Genomic DNA, 12,963 nt, shown 5'->3' on the forward strand with positions numbered 1-12,963 from the left:
GCCTTTTCGGAGGGCTCCTCAGCGGTCCTCACCGTAGGCGCGGATGCTGCGCAGGTCGTCCTCGACGGCGGCGTCGGCCGACCGCTGCTCTTGCGCGCCCGCCTTCTTCTCCTGCGGCGCCGCTTCCGTGGCGCCGTCCATGACGGGGGCGTCCTGGGTCTCTTCGCGATCGGTCATGGGGTCCTCCTCGGATTCGGTGGTCACCGGCATCCTCACGCCCGCCGTCCCGTCGCGCCGGGGGCTTGCGCCGACGAACCCGGGATGCTCAGCCGTGGTGCGCGGGGTGGCGGCGCTCGAGTGCAGACCCCTCGACGTCGACGTTGGGGATGAGACGGTCCAGCCACCGCGGCAGCCACCAGGCCGCCCCGCCGACGACGTGCATGATCGCCGGCACGAGCAGCATGCGCACGAGGAAGGCGTCGAGCAGCACGCCGAGCGCGAGGCCCAGACCGAACGACTTGATGATCACGGCCTCGGAGGTGATGAAGCCCGAGAACACCGCGATCATAATGATCGCCGCCGCCGCCACGACCGTGCGCCCCGCCCGGAAGCCCAGCGCGACCGCCAGACGCGGCTTCGCTCCGTGCGCCCACGCCTCGCGCATGCCCGTGGTGAGGAACAACTGGTAGTCCATGGCCAGGCCGAACAGGATGCCGACGAGGATCACCGGCAGGAAGCTCAGGATCGGGCCGGGATTGTGCACCCCGAACAGATCGCCGAGCCAGCCCCACTGGAACACCGCGGTGACCGCGCCGAAGGTGGCGAACAGCGAAAGGACGAAGCCTCCCGTGGCGATCAGCGGAACCAGCAGCGAGCGGAACACCGCCACCATGATGAGGAACGACAGCCCGACCACGACGATCAGGTAGATCGGCAGGACGTCGGCCAGGCCTTCGGAGATGTCGATGTTGATCGCGGCCGCGCCCGCCACCCCCAGCTCGATGTCCCCGTTCACCGGCGGCAGGCTGCGCAGATCGCGCACGAGCTGCTCGGTCGACACCGCGTTCGGCCCCTCCTTCGGAATGACCTGGAACGCGGCGAGCGTGCGGTCGTCGGAGACGGCGACGGGGGCGACCGCGGCGACGTCGTCCTGATCGAACAGCTCGCGGGCGATCTGGAGCTGCAGGCCCTGCACGTCGGCTTCCGCGGTGCCCTCCGGAAGGGCGGCGGTGACGAGGAGCGGCGCGTTGGATCCGGCGCCGAACGCCTGCTCGCTCCAGGTGAAGGCCTTGTACCCCGAGGAGTCCTCGGCCTCCGACCCGCCGTCGGGCAGGCCGAGACGCATCGACAGCGCGGGGATGGCGATGACCAGCAGAGCCGCGATGGCCACCGCCATGGTGACGACCGCGCGCAGGGTCGACATGGGGCGCACCGGGCGCCCGCTCGTCGCGACCGGGGCCGTCTCGGTGCGCGCGGCGCGGCGCGGGTGTTCGTCGGCGTCGACCGACGCCGCCCGCGCGGCGCGTCGCGGATGCTCGACGGCATCGGCCGCCGCCGCAGCCTTCGCGCGCGCCTTGCGGCTGAGGATGCGCGTGCCCGCGAGTCCCAGCAGCGCCGGAGTCAGCGAGACCGCGATCAGGACGGCGACGAGCACGCTCACCCCGCCGGCCGTCCCCATGAGGCCCAGGAAGGGGATGCCGGTGATGTTGAGTGCCAGCAGGGCGACGATGACCGTCGACCCGGCGAAGACGACCGCGTTGCCCGCCGTGCCGTTCGCGAGGCCGATCGACTCCACGACATCCGCGCCCTGCAGGAGCTGCCGGCGGTGGCGGTACAGGATGAACAGCGCGTAGTCGATGCCGACAGCCAGCCCCAGCATCACGCCGAGGAACGGGGTGACGGATGCCATCTGCACCACGCCCGAGAACGACAGGGTCGCCATCGCGCCGATGGCGACGCCCACGATCGCCGTCACGATCGGGAACGACGCGGCGAGGAGCGAACCGAGGACGACCAGGAGGACGACTCCGGCGACCGCAACGCCGATGACCTCGCCCACACCGAAGATCTCGGGGATTCCCTGCGAGATCTCGGTGTTGAAGGCGACGTCGGCGCCGGCGACGGGCTCGGAGAAGTGGTCGACGACGGCTTCCTTCGAGGTCTCGGGGAGTTGGAGCCGCGGCTTGTCGAAGGAGACGTTGACGATCGCGGTGGAACCGTCGTCGGACACGAGCCGGATGGCATCCGCGAACGACAGCAGTTCCGAGCCGTCGGCGAGCTGCGCCTCCTGTGCCGCGATCTGCGTGAGCCCGTCGGTCACCTGCGTCTGCTGCTGCTCGAGGGTCGCCCGCTGCTGATCGAGCTGGGCCTGCTGCTCGTCGAGAGCGCTGAGTTGAGCCTGCTTCTGCGCGGCGGGCAGGGGCGCGGCCTCGATCTGGGCGCGCCCGGCGTCCAGCTGCTGCTGCCCCGCGTCGAGCTGGGCCTTGCCCGCTTCGAGCTGCTGCTGTCCGGACTCCGCCTGAGCACGGGCGTCGGCGAGCTGCTGGCGACCGTCGACGACCTGTTGCCGCTGATCGTCGAGCTGCTGCTGTGTCGAGAACGGGTCGGTCACCCGCGCGACGTCGGGGAGGTCGCCCGCCGACGAGACGAGGGCGCTGATCTCGCTCTTCTGCTCGTCGGTGAGCGCCGATCCGTCCGTGGTGCGGAACACGACGGAGCCCGAGGCTCCGCTGAAGTCGGGCAGTTCATCCTGCAGCTTCGCGATGACGTCCCCGGAGGCCGTGCCCGGGATGTCGAAGCTCGAGCTGAGCCCCTTGAAGCCGAGGAGGAAGCCTCCGACCACGACCCCGAGGATGACGGTCCACGCGACGATCACCGTCCACGCGCGGCGAGCCGCGAAAGTCCCGAGACGGTGCAGCAGTTCAGCCATGAAGGGGTTCCTCTCGTGCGGTGCACGAGAGAGCACCGTCGGCTCCGACCAGTCGCCGCAAAGATAACACGGACCGTCTCGTCTTTTCTGAGCCGGTCGTTCAGAATATGTGTCATGGCTCTTCCGCGCAGTGGCCCCGTCCGCAGTGAGGCCGCCCGGTTGGCGATCGTCGAAGCGGCGGCGGCGCTCTTCGCCGAGGGTGGGTACGACCACCTCACGATCGAGGGCATCGCTCGACGGGCGGGCGTGGGCAAACAGACGATCTACCGGTGGTGGTCGAGCAAGGGCGACATCATCGCCGAGGCGATCCTCGAGGGGCATCTCCTCGACGGCCGGCGTCACCTGCCCGACACCGGTGACGCACGCGCCGACCTCGCCACGTGGCTGACCGACCTGTTCACGCTGCGCGCGAGCCCCGACGGGGAGGGACTGCTGCGTTCGTTCGTCGCCGCGGCCGCGGGAAGCGCGGAGACCGGCCGGCGCCTGCGCACAGCGATCCTCGCGGCGCCCCTCATGGAACGCCTGTCCCAGGCCCTGGGTGGCACGACCGGACCACGATTGGAGGCCGCCGCCGAGGCCCTGCTCGGCGCGGTGATCCTGCGAGCCCTCAGCCGCGAGGACTTCGACGCCGACGACATGCACACTCTCGTCGACGTCATCGTGGGAGGGCCTCGGCACGGGTAGCACAGCCCGCATATCGGGGTCCAGCCCCCGTTCTCGCCCGCGCGTCCGCTAGAATCGCACCCAGCAAGGGGAGTACTCCCGCCGCGACGTTCTCGTCAATACGGCCACGCCATCGTGGACCCGGGACGTCGGCCCATCTCGCCGGGTGGAGGAGACCTTGGTGTCTTGTCGTACACCTGTTTCCCTTGGAGGTCTCCGTGGGTGTCACCCCGCTCATCTGGATCATCACGATCGCCGTGACGATCGCGTTCTTCGTGTTCGAGTTCTTCGTCCACGTCCGTAAGCCCCACGAGCCGACGATCGGCGAATCCGCCCGTTGGTCGGCCTTCTACATCGGTCTGGCTCTGCTCTTCGGCGTCGGCGTCGGCGTCTTCTCGGGCTGGACGTTCGGCGGGGAGTACTTCGCCGGCTACCTCACCGAGAAGGCCCTGTCGATCGACAACCTCTTCGTGTTCCTGATCATCATGACCGGGTTCGCGGTGCCGAAGAAGTACCAGCAGAAGGTGCTGATGATCGGCATCGTCATCGCCCTCATCATGCGCGGCGCGTTCATCGCCGTCGGCGCGGCCCTGATCGAGAACTTCTCCTGGATCTTCTACCTCTTCGGCGCGCTCCTGCTCGTGCTCGCCTACCGGCAGGCGTTCTCGCACGGCGAGAGCGACCCGGCCAACGGCAAGTTCATGCAGTTCGTCCGCCGCATCCTCCCCGTCTCCGAGGAGTACAACAGCGACAAGCTGACGGTGCGGAAGGACGGCAAGCGCTTCGTCACCCCGATGCTGCTCGTGATCGTCGCGATCGGGTTCATCGACCTCGTCTTCGCCGTCGACTCCATCCCGGCGATCTACGGCCTGACGAAGGAGGCGTACATCGTCTTCACCGCCAACGCCTTCGCGCTGATGGGGCTGCGCCAGCTGTACTTCCTCATCGGCGGCCTGCTGGAGCGTCTCGTCTACCTCGCGCAGGGCCTGGCCGTCATCCTCGCGTTCATCGGCGTGAAGCTGGTTTTCCACGCCCTGCACGTCAACGAGGTGCCGTTCATCAACGGTGGCGAACCGCTGCTGTGGGTGCCCGAGATCCCGATCTGGTTCTCCCTTCTGTTCATCGCGGCGACGGTGGCGGTGGCCACTTGGCTGAGTCTGCGCAAGACCCGCAACGACGCGCAGAAGGTCGACCGGACGACCTTCGACGACGAGAAGGTCATTCACGCACCGGAGGACTGACCACTCGGCGACGGGCCCGCGACACACCGCGGGCCCGTTGCCGTACCCGAAGCCGACGCGCAACCCCGGCGAACGCCGGGAGCACGGGTCCTACCGTGACCGACATGACGCGATTCGGATACACCCTCATGACCGAACAGAGCGGCCCGCGGGAGCTCGTCGACTACGCGGTCGGCGCCGAGCGCGCGGGCTACGACTTCCTGGTCTCCAGCGACCACTACTCCCCGTGGCTCACCAGCCAGGGACACGCCCCCTACGCCTGGACGGTGCTCGGCGCCGTCGCGCACGCGACCTCGAACGTCGAGCTGATGACGTACGTCACGTGCCCCACCGTGCGCTACCACCCGGCGGTGGTCGCGCAGAAGGCCGCCACTCTGCAGCTGCTGTCCGACGGCCGCTTCACCCTCGGGCTCGGCTCGGGCGAGAACCTCAACGAGCACGTCGTCGGCGAAGGCTGGCCCGCGGTGCACGCGCGCCAGGACATGCTGGTGGAAGCCATCGAGATCATCCGCGCCCTGCACACCGGCGACCTCGTCACCTACGACGGCGAGTACTTCCGCGTCGACTCGGCCCGCGTGTGGGACGCGCCCGACGGAGGAGTGCCGATCGGAGTCGCCGTGTCCGGAGAGCACTCCATCGCGCGCTTCGCCCCGCTGGGCGACCACCTCATCACCACCGAACCCGACGCCGGGGTCGTGCAGGGCTGGGACGAGCACCACGAGGGCGAGTCGCGCAAGATCGGTCAGATCCCGATCAGCTGGGACCCCGACAAGGATGCCGCGATCGCCCGCGCGCACGACCAGTTCCGCTGGTTCGCGGGAGGGTGGGCCGTCAACGCCGACCTGCCGACCCCGGCCGGCTTCGCCGGAGCGTCCCAGTTCGTGCGCCCCGAGGACGTGGCGGAGTCCATCGCGTGCGGGCCCGACCTCGACGAGCTCGCCGAGAGCGTCCGCCCGTTCATCGACGCGGGTTTCACCGACATCGCGATCGTGCAGGTCGGCGACGAGCAGCAGCAGCGCTTCGTGGACGAGATCGCCGAGCCGCTCCTGGAGAAGCTCCGCGCCCTATAGGCCGGGGGCCGGGCACGCTCAGCGCGGGGCGTGCCCGGTTTCGATCACCCACTGCTCGAGCCGCCACGCCGGAATCCGGAACACCCGCGCCACGTCGGCGACGGCGTGGCCGCCTTCGACGATGGATGCCACGGCGAACTCCTGCAGGGAGCGGAAGTCACGGCCGGCCAGCGCGCCGGTCCGCAGGTCGGAGAACGTCCGGGGCGCGGCCTTCGCGGGGGAACCCGGGGCCACGAAGACGTACGCGGAATTCTCGCGCATCCCGTGGGCGAGCGCGTAGTCGTGCGCGCGCGTCGCGGCCGGGCTCGCGCCGTGCGGCAAGACCGCGGCCGGGGGCGCCGCCACAGGCGGAACGGGGGCGGACACCGCGAGGGCCACGGGCTCCGGCTCCGACGCGGCGACCATCACGGGGACGGGCTCCGGCTCCGACGCGACGACCGCCGCGGGCACGACCCACGGAGCGGGCGGGAGTGGCCCGCCCCACACCTTCTCGGTCGCCTCGAACACCGGCTCCGCGGAGACGCCCCCCGACGGCTCGGACGCGCTGGCCCAGGGAGCGGGAGGGAGGTCTCCGCCCCACGTCACGGCGCTCGGGACGACGTACGGGCTCGACGGCTCGGCATCCTGATCGAGGTGGTTCCTCGCGGACGGGTCCGCGAAGAGGTCGGCGAGGCCGATCTCGAAGGTTTCGGCGAGCGCGAGGAGCGTCGCCAACGATGCGGCGGTGCGTCCCGCCTCCACGCCGCGAAGGCGGCCCTCCGACAGTCCCGCTTCGTAGGCGAGATCGCTCAGCGACAGGCCGCGGTCGCGCCGCAGACCCCGCACCCGGTCGGCCAGCGCCCGGAGCACTCCCTCGAGGCGGTCGTCGGGATCCAGCTCGTCGCTCATCGGGTCCCCCTCGTCGTGGCCGCGCGCTCGGCGAGGACATCATCCACCCACTGCTGAAGACGCCACTGCTGAATCCGGAACAGTCGCGAAATGGTCGACACGGAATACCCTCCTTCGACGACGGCGGCGATGGCGAACTCGCGGAGCGACGCGAAGGTGCGCCCCTCGAGGGCGCCCGTACGAAGATCCGCGAACGATCGGGGCCGCGAGGTCCCCGGGGCACGCGGCCCGCGGGGACGCGGTGGAACCGTGTGCGGGGTACCGAGAGAGCCACCGGTCGCGTCCGCGACGGGCGGGGCCGCGATCGGCCGAGCAGGGGCCGCGACGCCCGCCACCGCGGGAACGGCTTCCGGGACGGGCAGGGCGTGATAGGACGCGACCTGCTCCTCGCCGTGCCGAAGCAGAGCCTCGCGGAGAAGCTCGCGCAGCCGTCGATGTTCTCGACGCCGCTTCCACAGCACGGGCACCCCGATCGCGGGGACGAGCAGCACGAGCGCCCACATCCACATCATGGGGTGCTCGTTCATCCATCCGACCCAGGCCCACTGGAAGGTCCAGTCGCTCTCGTCGTTGCCGGCCTGCATCGAACGCGAACCCGACCACATCGCGACCGCATCCTGCCCGACCCCGTGGAAGGTGTTCCCGGTGATGTCGGCGCGCGCGTCCTCCGCGAGCTCGACGGCCGATCCCGTGGTCGCGGTCAGGTCGTTCCCGCTCATCACGACCGCGGCCCCGGTGATCTCGGTCGCGATCCGACGCCCCACGATGCGCGAGTCCGAGACGGTGGCATCCGTGATCCGGCCGGCGATGTCCAAGCCGCGCAGCTCGCTCGATGAGAGGTCGGCGTTCGTCACCGCCAGTCCCGTGGACGGTCCCTCGACGAGGACGGCCGTGCGCGCCTCGTCGACCGTCGACTGTCGGATCTCGGTCTTGTCGGTCGAGATCACGCGGACGCCGCCGTCCCGGTTGTCGTGCACGCGCGAGTCCACCATCGTGAAATCGCTCGACGGCGTCAGCCCGTACCCGCCCGTCGTCGGTCCGTCGGCCAGCGCGGATCCGTCGACCCGAACGCCCCAGCCGGCTGCTCCCTCCACCGTGACCCCGGTGAGACGGAGAGCCCGCGACTGGCGGGACAGCGCGATCCCGTCCGAGCCCGAATCACGGACGCTGCTGCGCTCCACGCGGAAGTCGTGACCGCCGTTGGTCAGTTCGATGCCGGTGAGGGTCGAGTCGCTGATCGTCGAGTCGGAGATGCCGACTCCGGTGCTCTCCGACGCGAAGAACCCGTAGTGGAGTCCCGTCGTCGTCGAGTTCGCGAGCTGCGCGGTGGCATCCACCGTGCCGCTGCCCGTGATCGCGAGTCCCCCGGTGCGCCCGCTCCAATAGCCGAGGTCCGCGAAGTCGGCGAAGCTCGCCGCGAGGACGCCGTCTCGAACGCGGACGTACGCGCGTCCGTCAGCCTCGTCCGTGTCGGGGGCGGCGATCGTGTCGTCCCACGACGTGATCCGGAACGGAGAGCCGTCGGCGCCGCCGAACCGCACGGTGCCGCCCCACCCGACGATGCTCGTGCTCGCTGTGGGAGAGCTCGTCATCCGCAGCGTCGCGCCGGGGGCGGCGAGGTTCAGGTCGGCTCCCGACCGGACGACGACGTTCCGCTGCAGCGTGTAGGTGGTCGCGTCGTCCTGGCGGACCGCGCCGAGAGCGACGAGGTCGGCCAGGCCGTACCCCGCGGGTTGGCCGTTCTTGGCGCCGAGCACGACGGTGTTCCACGAGTCGATCAGCGCGGGGTCGGCGCTCCCCAGCGCGGCGACGGCGGACAGGCGCGTGTCTTCGGCGGCCACGCGATCGGCCGCCGTCTGCGGCTCGGCCCCGGGTTCGGCCGCATCGGAGCTCGCGGTCGGCGAGGGCGCGGGTCCGATGAGGGCGGCGCTCGAGCGGGCATCGTTGTTCAGCCAGGGCAGGAATGTGCCGGTGTGCACGAAATTGCCCACGAGGATCACTCCCGCGACGAGCACGACCACGGCGACCAGCATGAAGACGCGCGCGACACCGCGGAGGGCGAAGTGACTGTCTCCGCGCTCCTGCGCCGTGATCGCACCGTCGTCAGCCATGGGACGTCTCCGTCCCCTGCGACACGAGCCCGAGGCTCTCGGCGGACTGCCCCTCGCCGCCGAGGCTCGCCTCCGTCTGCCCCTCGCCGCCCTGACTATCGGCCGACCGGGTCAGCCATCCCTGCTTGTTCATCGTGAAGAGGGCGTAGACCTTGACCGGAAGCGAGATGAAGATGATGACGAGCGTCACGAGCGGAAGGAGGACGATGTCCTCGGGGCGACGCCACAGGTGCGACATGCCGCGGATGCCACGACCGACGAAGAGCCACACGATGGCGAGCCCGAGTCCGAGGAGGGGATGCTCGGCCCTCGTCGCCAGCACGACGTACGCCAACGCGACGAACATGGTGAACGGGGTCAGCAGGATCTGCATCATCGTGATCTGCGAGATGAGCGGCACCTTGAAGACCCAGCCGTGCCGGATCGCGGTCAGGTAGCAGCGGAACGAGTTCCGGCTCCAGCGCACCCGCTGCTTGACGAAGGCGCGGAACGTGCCGGGGAACATCGAGAGGGCGCGGGCGCTGTCCTGGTGCGCGACGCGGAAGCCCTGGGAGAGCACGAGCCATGTCATCCGGCCATCGTCGCCCGCGATGCATTCCTTGCCGAAGAAGATCTCGTGCTCGAGGTCTTCCACGCGCGGTTGGATCACCGAGGTGCGGTACGCCGCGGTCCGCCCGGAAGCGCAGATGATGCCGCCGAAGCGCCCCATCGCCGGGGCGTAGTCCGTGTACCGGAGGTCGATGATCCAGTCGGCCACGCGACGCCACACGCTCGACTTCGGCAGATAGACGTTCTGTCGTGTACTGACCGCTCCGACCGCGGGATCGATGAACGGCATCTGCACGGCATCCAGCATCCCGTCCTCCCACGCCGTGTCGGAGTCGACGAAGAGGATCAGCTCGGTGTCGACCATCCGGATGCCGACCCCCAACGCCGAGCGCTTCCCCCGGTGGTGGAACATCACGACGTCCACGGACGGCAGGCCGAGCGCCTCGATCCGGGACTGCGCCTCCACATCGGCCACGTCGAGGACGATGACGATCCGGGACGGGCCCTGCCGGACCCAGGTCTGCAGACAGCGCAACAGCACGTCGGGGTCCTCGTGGAACGAGGGCACGACCACCGTGGTCGTCGTGCGGTAGAGGTTCTTCACGGGGCGCGCCGTCGCGGCGAGGATCTTGCGGACGAGCCAGAAACCCCACGAGACGATGCCGAGGTAGCCGAACGGCAGCACCCACATCAACTGCTCGCCGAAGGACGCGTCGGCCATCACTCTCCCCTCGCGCGTTCGGGTAACGCGATTCGATGCCCGGGGGAGACACTGAAGGCTACCGCGTACAGGTCACCGACAGGGGATGTTCCCCGCGGACGCGCCCCCGGGGACGCTGTTGTCGCACGAGACGACATTCCCCGCCGAGCGCGCGTCCCCCACCAGATGGACGCCCACTCCGCCCGCTCCCGGCTGCAGAGTGCTGGTCGCGACCGTGTTGTCCGACCCCCACGGCGAGACGATCACGTGCACGGACACGGCATCCACCGGCCCCGTGACGGTGCTCCCCTCGATCGACCAGCCCGAACCCTTGAGGTCGACGGCGCTGTCCACGACGGCGTCCGGGCCGACCGCGAGGACGGAGCCGCGGACGATCCCCCCGGTCGTGCCTTCTTTGACGTCGAGCGCCTCGGCCGTGGTGTCCCGCACCTCCAGCCGCTCGAAGACATTGCGATCGCTGCGATCCGGCTCGCACGAGGTGTACCGGCACCAGTTCGCCTCGGCCGAGCCCACGTACACGCCCTCGCCGTACTTCGCGTCCGTGAGACCGGTGCGCTCGACGACGGTGTCCTCGACGTGATTGTCGCTGCTCGCGGCGCGAAGGTGCAGCCCTTCCTGCCCCACATCCGAGATGCGCAGGCGCGCGAGCTCGGTGTGGGAGCTGGCATCCAGGACCACACCCTTCTGTCCCCCGCGGACCGTCAGGTCGTGCACCTGCCAGTACGACGCTCCGTCGAGGTGGAGCGCGTAGCCGTCCTCCGCTCCCCCGGCGTCGAGGACGGTGCCCGCTACCCCGCACAGGACGATCGGGCGATCCGCCTGGCCGGACGTCGAGATGCGGAACCGCCCCGAGTAGGTCACCGGCGACAGTTGGAGGACGGCTCCCGGAGCCGCGGCATCCAGAGCACTCTGCAGGTTCTCCGCACCGGGCGGCACGTCGACCGCCCCCGGAGCGCACGGAGACACCGCCGGAGAGAGGGATGCCGCCGGCTCCGGCGCGCACCCCGCCAGCGCTGCACCCCCCGCGGCGAGCACGACGAGCAGCGCGAGCGAGGAGCGGGCGGCGCGAGACATCGCGTCGAGTATCTCAGCAGCCCGACGGCGACGCTCCCGGATCCCCGCTCTCGGGGAAGCGGTCCAGATCCGGGGCGCGCCGCCGTCCGGCTCAGGCTCCGTCGCGCAGGTCGCGGAAGAAGCTGTCGATGTGCGCGCGGAGGGCGTCGATGCGTCGATCGCGTGCCGCAGCGGCGTCGTGGCCGAGGTAGGCCGGCGGATCCAGGCGTCGGACGTTGCGCGAGCACTCGAAGTTCGCGCAGAGCAGGGTTCCGACGGTGTTGCCGGCGCGGCCCGCCTTGCCCGCGCGCCGCGCGGAGAAGAAGACGACGTCGTTCGGCAGGGTCACGTCGGCGCACCACGAGCACTGCGGGCGCGACCGCGTCGGCTGCTCGGCCTGGCGCAGTTGCAGCCCGACCGGTGTGCCATCGATCTCGGCGACGACGAACCCGAGGAGGGGCGTCTTGGGGTCACGCCATCCGAAATAGTCCAGGCGGTCCCAGTCGTTCGCCGCGAGATCGGTCGGGACGACGAGCGCGCTGCGTTCGCGCGTCGAGACGTTGACGAAGGAGGAGCGTACGGAGGCAGGGGTGAGAGCGTGCATGAGAAGTCCCGTCGAGGGGCTGCGCGACCATCATCGGCGCAGCGAGAGTCCGCGCGCGGTTCGACCGCGCGCGAGGGGAAGACCCCGTTCCGCCGTGGGGAATCGAGGGGTCGAGAGAGGCGCAGCCCGAGAGGTCGGGCCCGCGCCCGCGCCGGTCACCCGGCGAGGGAAACAGCGCGGTCGGCGCCTCTGCCGCCGGCGTTCTGCACGCCGACGACCCCCTCACGCCCGGAGGGCATCGACGAGGTGATGGGGGACATCCCCCCAGAGTACGCCGCTCAGGCGCGGAACTGCTGAGAACCCAGAACGCGCTCGACGGCCATCTCGAGAACGACCCGCTCGGGGTTGACCCGGGGCTGGCGGTACCGCGTCGCATACAGCTCGACAGCGTGCGCGACGGCCTCGGGGTCGTCCGTGACGCGCGCTGTCCCCTCGAAGCTGATCCACCGGGCCCCGTCGACCGAGCACACCGCGGCACGGCCGCTGCGCTCGGCGTTGACGAACTTCTGGGTTCCCCGAGAGCCGATGATCCGCACGAGGCCGTCCTCGTAGGTGAATCCCACGGGCACCGCGTGGATCCGCCCGTGTCGTCCCACGGTCGAGAGCGTCGCCAGGTGGTACTCGCGGAGGAAGGAGAACGCGTCGTCGGTCAGCACGGTTCCAGCGTGCCACGTCCGGCTATGTGCGTGATGGTGCGGGACGCGGCATCCCAGCGCCGGAGGCGGGTGGCGCGCACGGGCACCTCCCCTCCCCCGGTGTCGGCGAGGACCGCGAGCGCCTCGCCCACGCGTTCGAGGGGCACCCGTCGCGCCAGGGTGACATGGGGTGTCCACCCCCCGGGCGCGGTGTGGTCGTGACCCTCGACCGCCCCCGCGCGGGAGTGCACCGCCGCGTGCAGCTCGAGCAGCGACGCGGAGGGGACGACCGACCGCGCGATGACCCGGTTGCGTCCGACACCGAACAGGAGCGGGGCTCCCAGGGTGAGGGCGAGGGGCAGCATGTCCTCGAGCCCGGTGCCGTCCACTTCTTCGAGGAACGGGCGCACGAGCATCGTCACGTGGGGCCGATTGCTGGCGCCCTGGTGCTGCGCTTGACTCGGAAGACCGGCGTCGAGGAGAGCGTGCCACTCGCGCCGCACGGCGGCATCGGACGCGGCGTCGAAGGTGAGCTCGAGGCTCACGACCGTGCTCACCG

12 protein-coding genes are annotated in these 12,963 nt (G+C 70.4%); 3 read left to right on the forward strand and 9 right to left on the reverse strand.

Going from position 1 to position 12,963, the window contains the following annotated elements:
- Positions 1-18: 18 nt before the first annotated feature.
- Both MTES_RS19625 and MTES_RS04220 read right to left on the reverse strand, forming a co-directional pair.
- The gene (locus MTES_RS19625; RefSeq protein WP_167539370.1) at positions 19-177 is read right to left on the reverse strand and encodes a hypothetical protein; all 159 of its coding nucleotides are present in this window, start codon (positions 175-177) and stop codon (positions 19-21) included.
- A gap of 88 nt (positions 178-265) precedes the next feature.
- Positions 266-2,869: an MMPL family transporter gene (locus tag MTES_RS04220; RefSeq protein ID WP_013583960.1), complete on the reverse strand. Its 2,604-nt coding sequence runs from the start codon at positions 2,867-2,869 to the stop codon at positions 266-268.
- Between the two features lie 114 nt (positions 2,870-2,983).
- On the opposite strand from MTES_RS04220, the gene MTES_RS04225 reads away from it, so the two are divergent.
- The 3 genes from MTES_RS04225 to MTES_RS04235 all read left to right on the forward strand — a co-directional run bounded on the left by MTES_RS04225 (position 2,984) and on the right by MTES_RS04235 (position 5,843).
- Positions 2,984-3,553 (forward strand): TetR/AcrR family transcriptional regulator, encoded by a 570-nt coding sequence (locus tag MTES_RS04225; RefSeq protein WP_013583961.1) that lies wholly within the window; start codon positions 2,984-2,986, stop codon positions 3,551-3,553.
- 197 nt (positions 3,554-3,750) lie between these two features.
- Positions 3,751-4,773, forward strand: coding sequence for a TerC family protein (locus tag MTES_RS04230; protein ID WP_013583962.1), 1,023 nt, complete (start codon positions 3,751-3,753; stop codon positions 4,771-4,773).
- A gap of 104 nt (positions 4,774-4,877) precedes the next feature.
- On the forward strand, positions 4,878-5,843 hold the full coding sequence (locus tag MTES_RS04235; protein ID WP_043362102.1) for an LLM class F420-dependent oxidoreductase: 966 nt from the start codon (positions 4,878-4,880) through the stop codon (positions 5,841-5,843).
- Between the two features lie 18 nt (positions 5,844-5,861).
- Here MTES_RS04235 and MTES_RS18375 read toward each other — a convergent pair whose 3' ends face one another.
- The 7 genes from MTES_RS18375 to MTES_RS04275 form a co-directional block, all read right to left on the reverse strand.
- Entirely contained in the window at positions 5,862-6,731 is an 870-nt protein-coding gene (locus tag MTES_RS18375) for a helix-turn-helix domain-containing protein (RefSeq protein ID WP_013583964.1), read from the reverse strand.
- Positions 6,728-8,842, reverse strand: coding sequence for a right-handed parallel beta-helix repeat-containing protein (locus MTES_RS04250; RefSeq protein WP_013583965.1), 2,115 nt, complete (start codon positions 8,840-8,842; stop codon positions 6,728-6,730). The genes MTES_RS18375 and MTES_RS04250 overlap by 4 nt, the downstream gene beginning before the upstream one ends.
- Positions 8,835-10,112 carry a glycosyltransferase gene (locus MTES_RS04255; protein WP_013583966.1) on the reverse strand — a complete coding sequence of 426 codons (1,278 nt, stop codon included), beginning with the start codon at positions 10,110-10,112 and terminating at the stop codon, positions 8,835-8,837. The genes MTES_RS04250 and MTES_RS04255 overlap by 8 nt, the downstream gene beginning before the upstream one ends.
- Before the next feature lie 72 nt (positions 10,113-10,184).
- Positions 10,185-11,186 (reverse strand): hypothetical protein, encoded by a 1,002-nt coding sequence (locus MTES_RS04260; protein ID WP_013583967.1) that lies wholly within the window; start codon positions 11,184-11,186, stop codon positions 10,185-10,187.
- Between the two features lie 91 nt (positions 11,187-11,277).
- Positions 11,278-11,769 carry an FBP domain-containing protein gene (locus tag MTES_RS04265; RefSeq protein ID WP_013583968.1) on the reverse strand — a complete coding sequence of 164 codons (492 nt, stop codon included), beginning with the start codon at positions 11,767-11,769 and terminating at the stop codon, positions 11,278-11,280.
- A gap of 278 nt (positions 11,770-12,047) precedes the next feature.
- A complete protein-coding gene (locus MTES_RS04270; RefSeq protein WP_013583969.1) occupies positions 12,048-12,425 on the reverse strand; it encodes a PPOX class F420-dependent oxidoreductase in 378 nt (125 codons plus the stop codon).
- Positions 12,419-12,961 carry a 2'-5' RNA ligase family protein gene (locus MTES_RS04275; protein WP_043361003.1) on the reverse strand — a complete coding sequence of 181 codons (543 nt, stop codon included), beginning with the start codon at positions 12,959-12,961 and terminating at the stop codon, positions 12,419-12,421. Before MTES_RS04275 ends, MTES_RS04270 begins: the two co-directional genes overlap by 7 nt.
- Between the last annotated feature and the right edge of the window lie 2 nt (positions 12,962-12,963).

This window comes from Microbacterium testaceum StLB037 (assembly GCF_000202635.1).
GTDB classification, from domain to species: domain Bacteria; phylum Actinomycetota; class Actinomycetes; order Actinomycetales; family Microbacteriaceae; genus Microbacterium; species Microbacterium testaceum_F.

Coding starts and splice junctions, on each gene's coding strand:
- MTES_RS19625 (WP_167539370.1), bottom strand. CDS start 177: ATGACCGATCGCGAAGAGACCCAGGACGCCCCCGTCATGGACGGCGCC.
- MTES_RS04220 (WP_013583960.1), bottom strand. CDS start 2,869: ATGGCTGAACTGCTGCACCGTCTCGGGACTTTCGCGGCTCGCCGCGCG.
- MTES_RS04225 (WP_013583961.1), top strand. CDS start 2,984: ATGGCTCTTCCGCGCAGTGGCCCCGTCCGCAGTGAGGCCGCCCGGTTG.
- MTES_RS04235 (WP_043362102.1), top strand. CDS start 4,878: ATGACGCGATTCGGATACACCCTCATGACCGAACAGAGCGGCCCGCGG.
- MTES_RS18375 (WP_013583964.1), bottom strand. CDS start 6,731: ATGAGCGACGAGCTGGATCCCGACGACCGCCTCGAGGGAGTGCTCCGG.
- MTES_RS04250 (WP_013583965.1), bottom strand. CDS start 8,842: ATGGCTGACGACGGTGCGATCACGGCGCAGGAGCGCGGAGACAGTCAC.
- MTES_RS04255 (WP_013583966.1), bottom strand. CDS start 10,112: ATGGCCGACGCGTCCTTCGGCGAGCAGTTGATGTGGGTGCTGCCGTTC.
- MTES_RS04260 (WP_013583967.1), bottom strand. CDS start 11,186: ATGTCTCGCGCCGCCCGCTCCTCGCTCGCGCTGCTCGTCGTGCTCGCC.
- MTES_RS04265 (WP_013583968.1), bottom strand. CDS start 11,769: ATGCACGCTCTCACCCCTGCCTCCGTACGCTCCTCCTTCGTCAACGTC.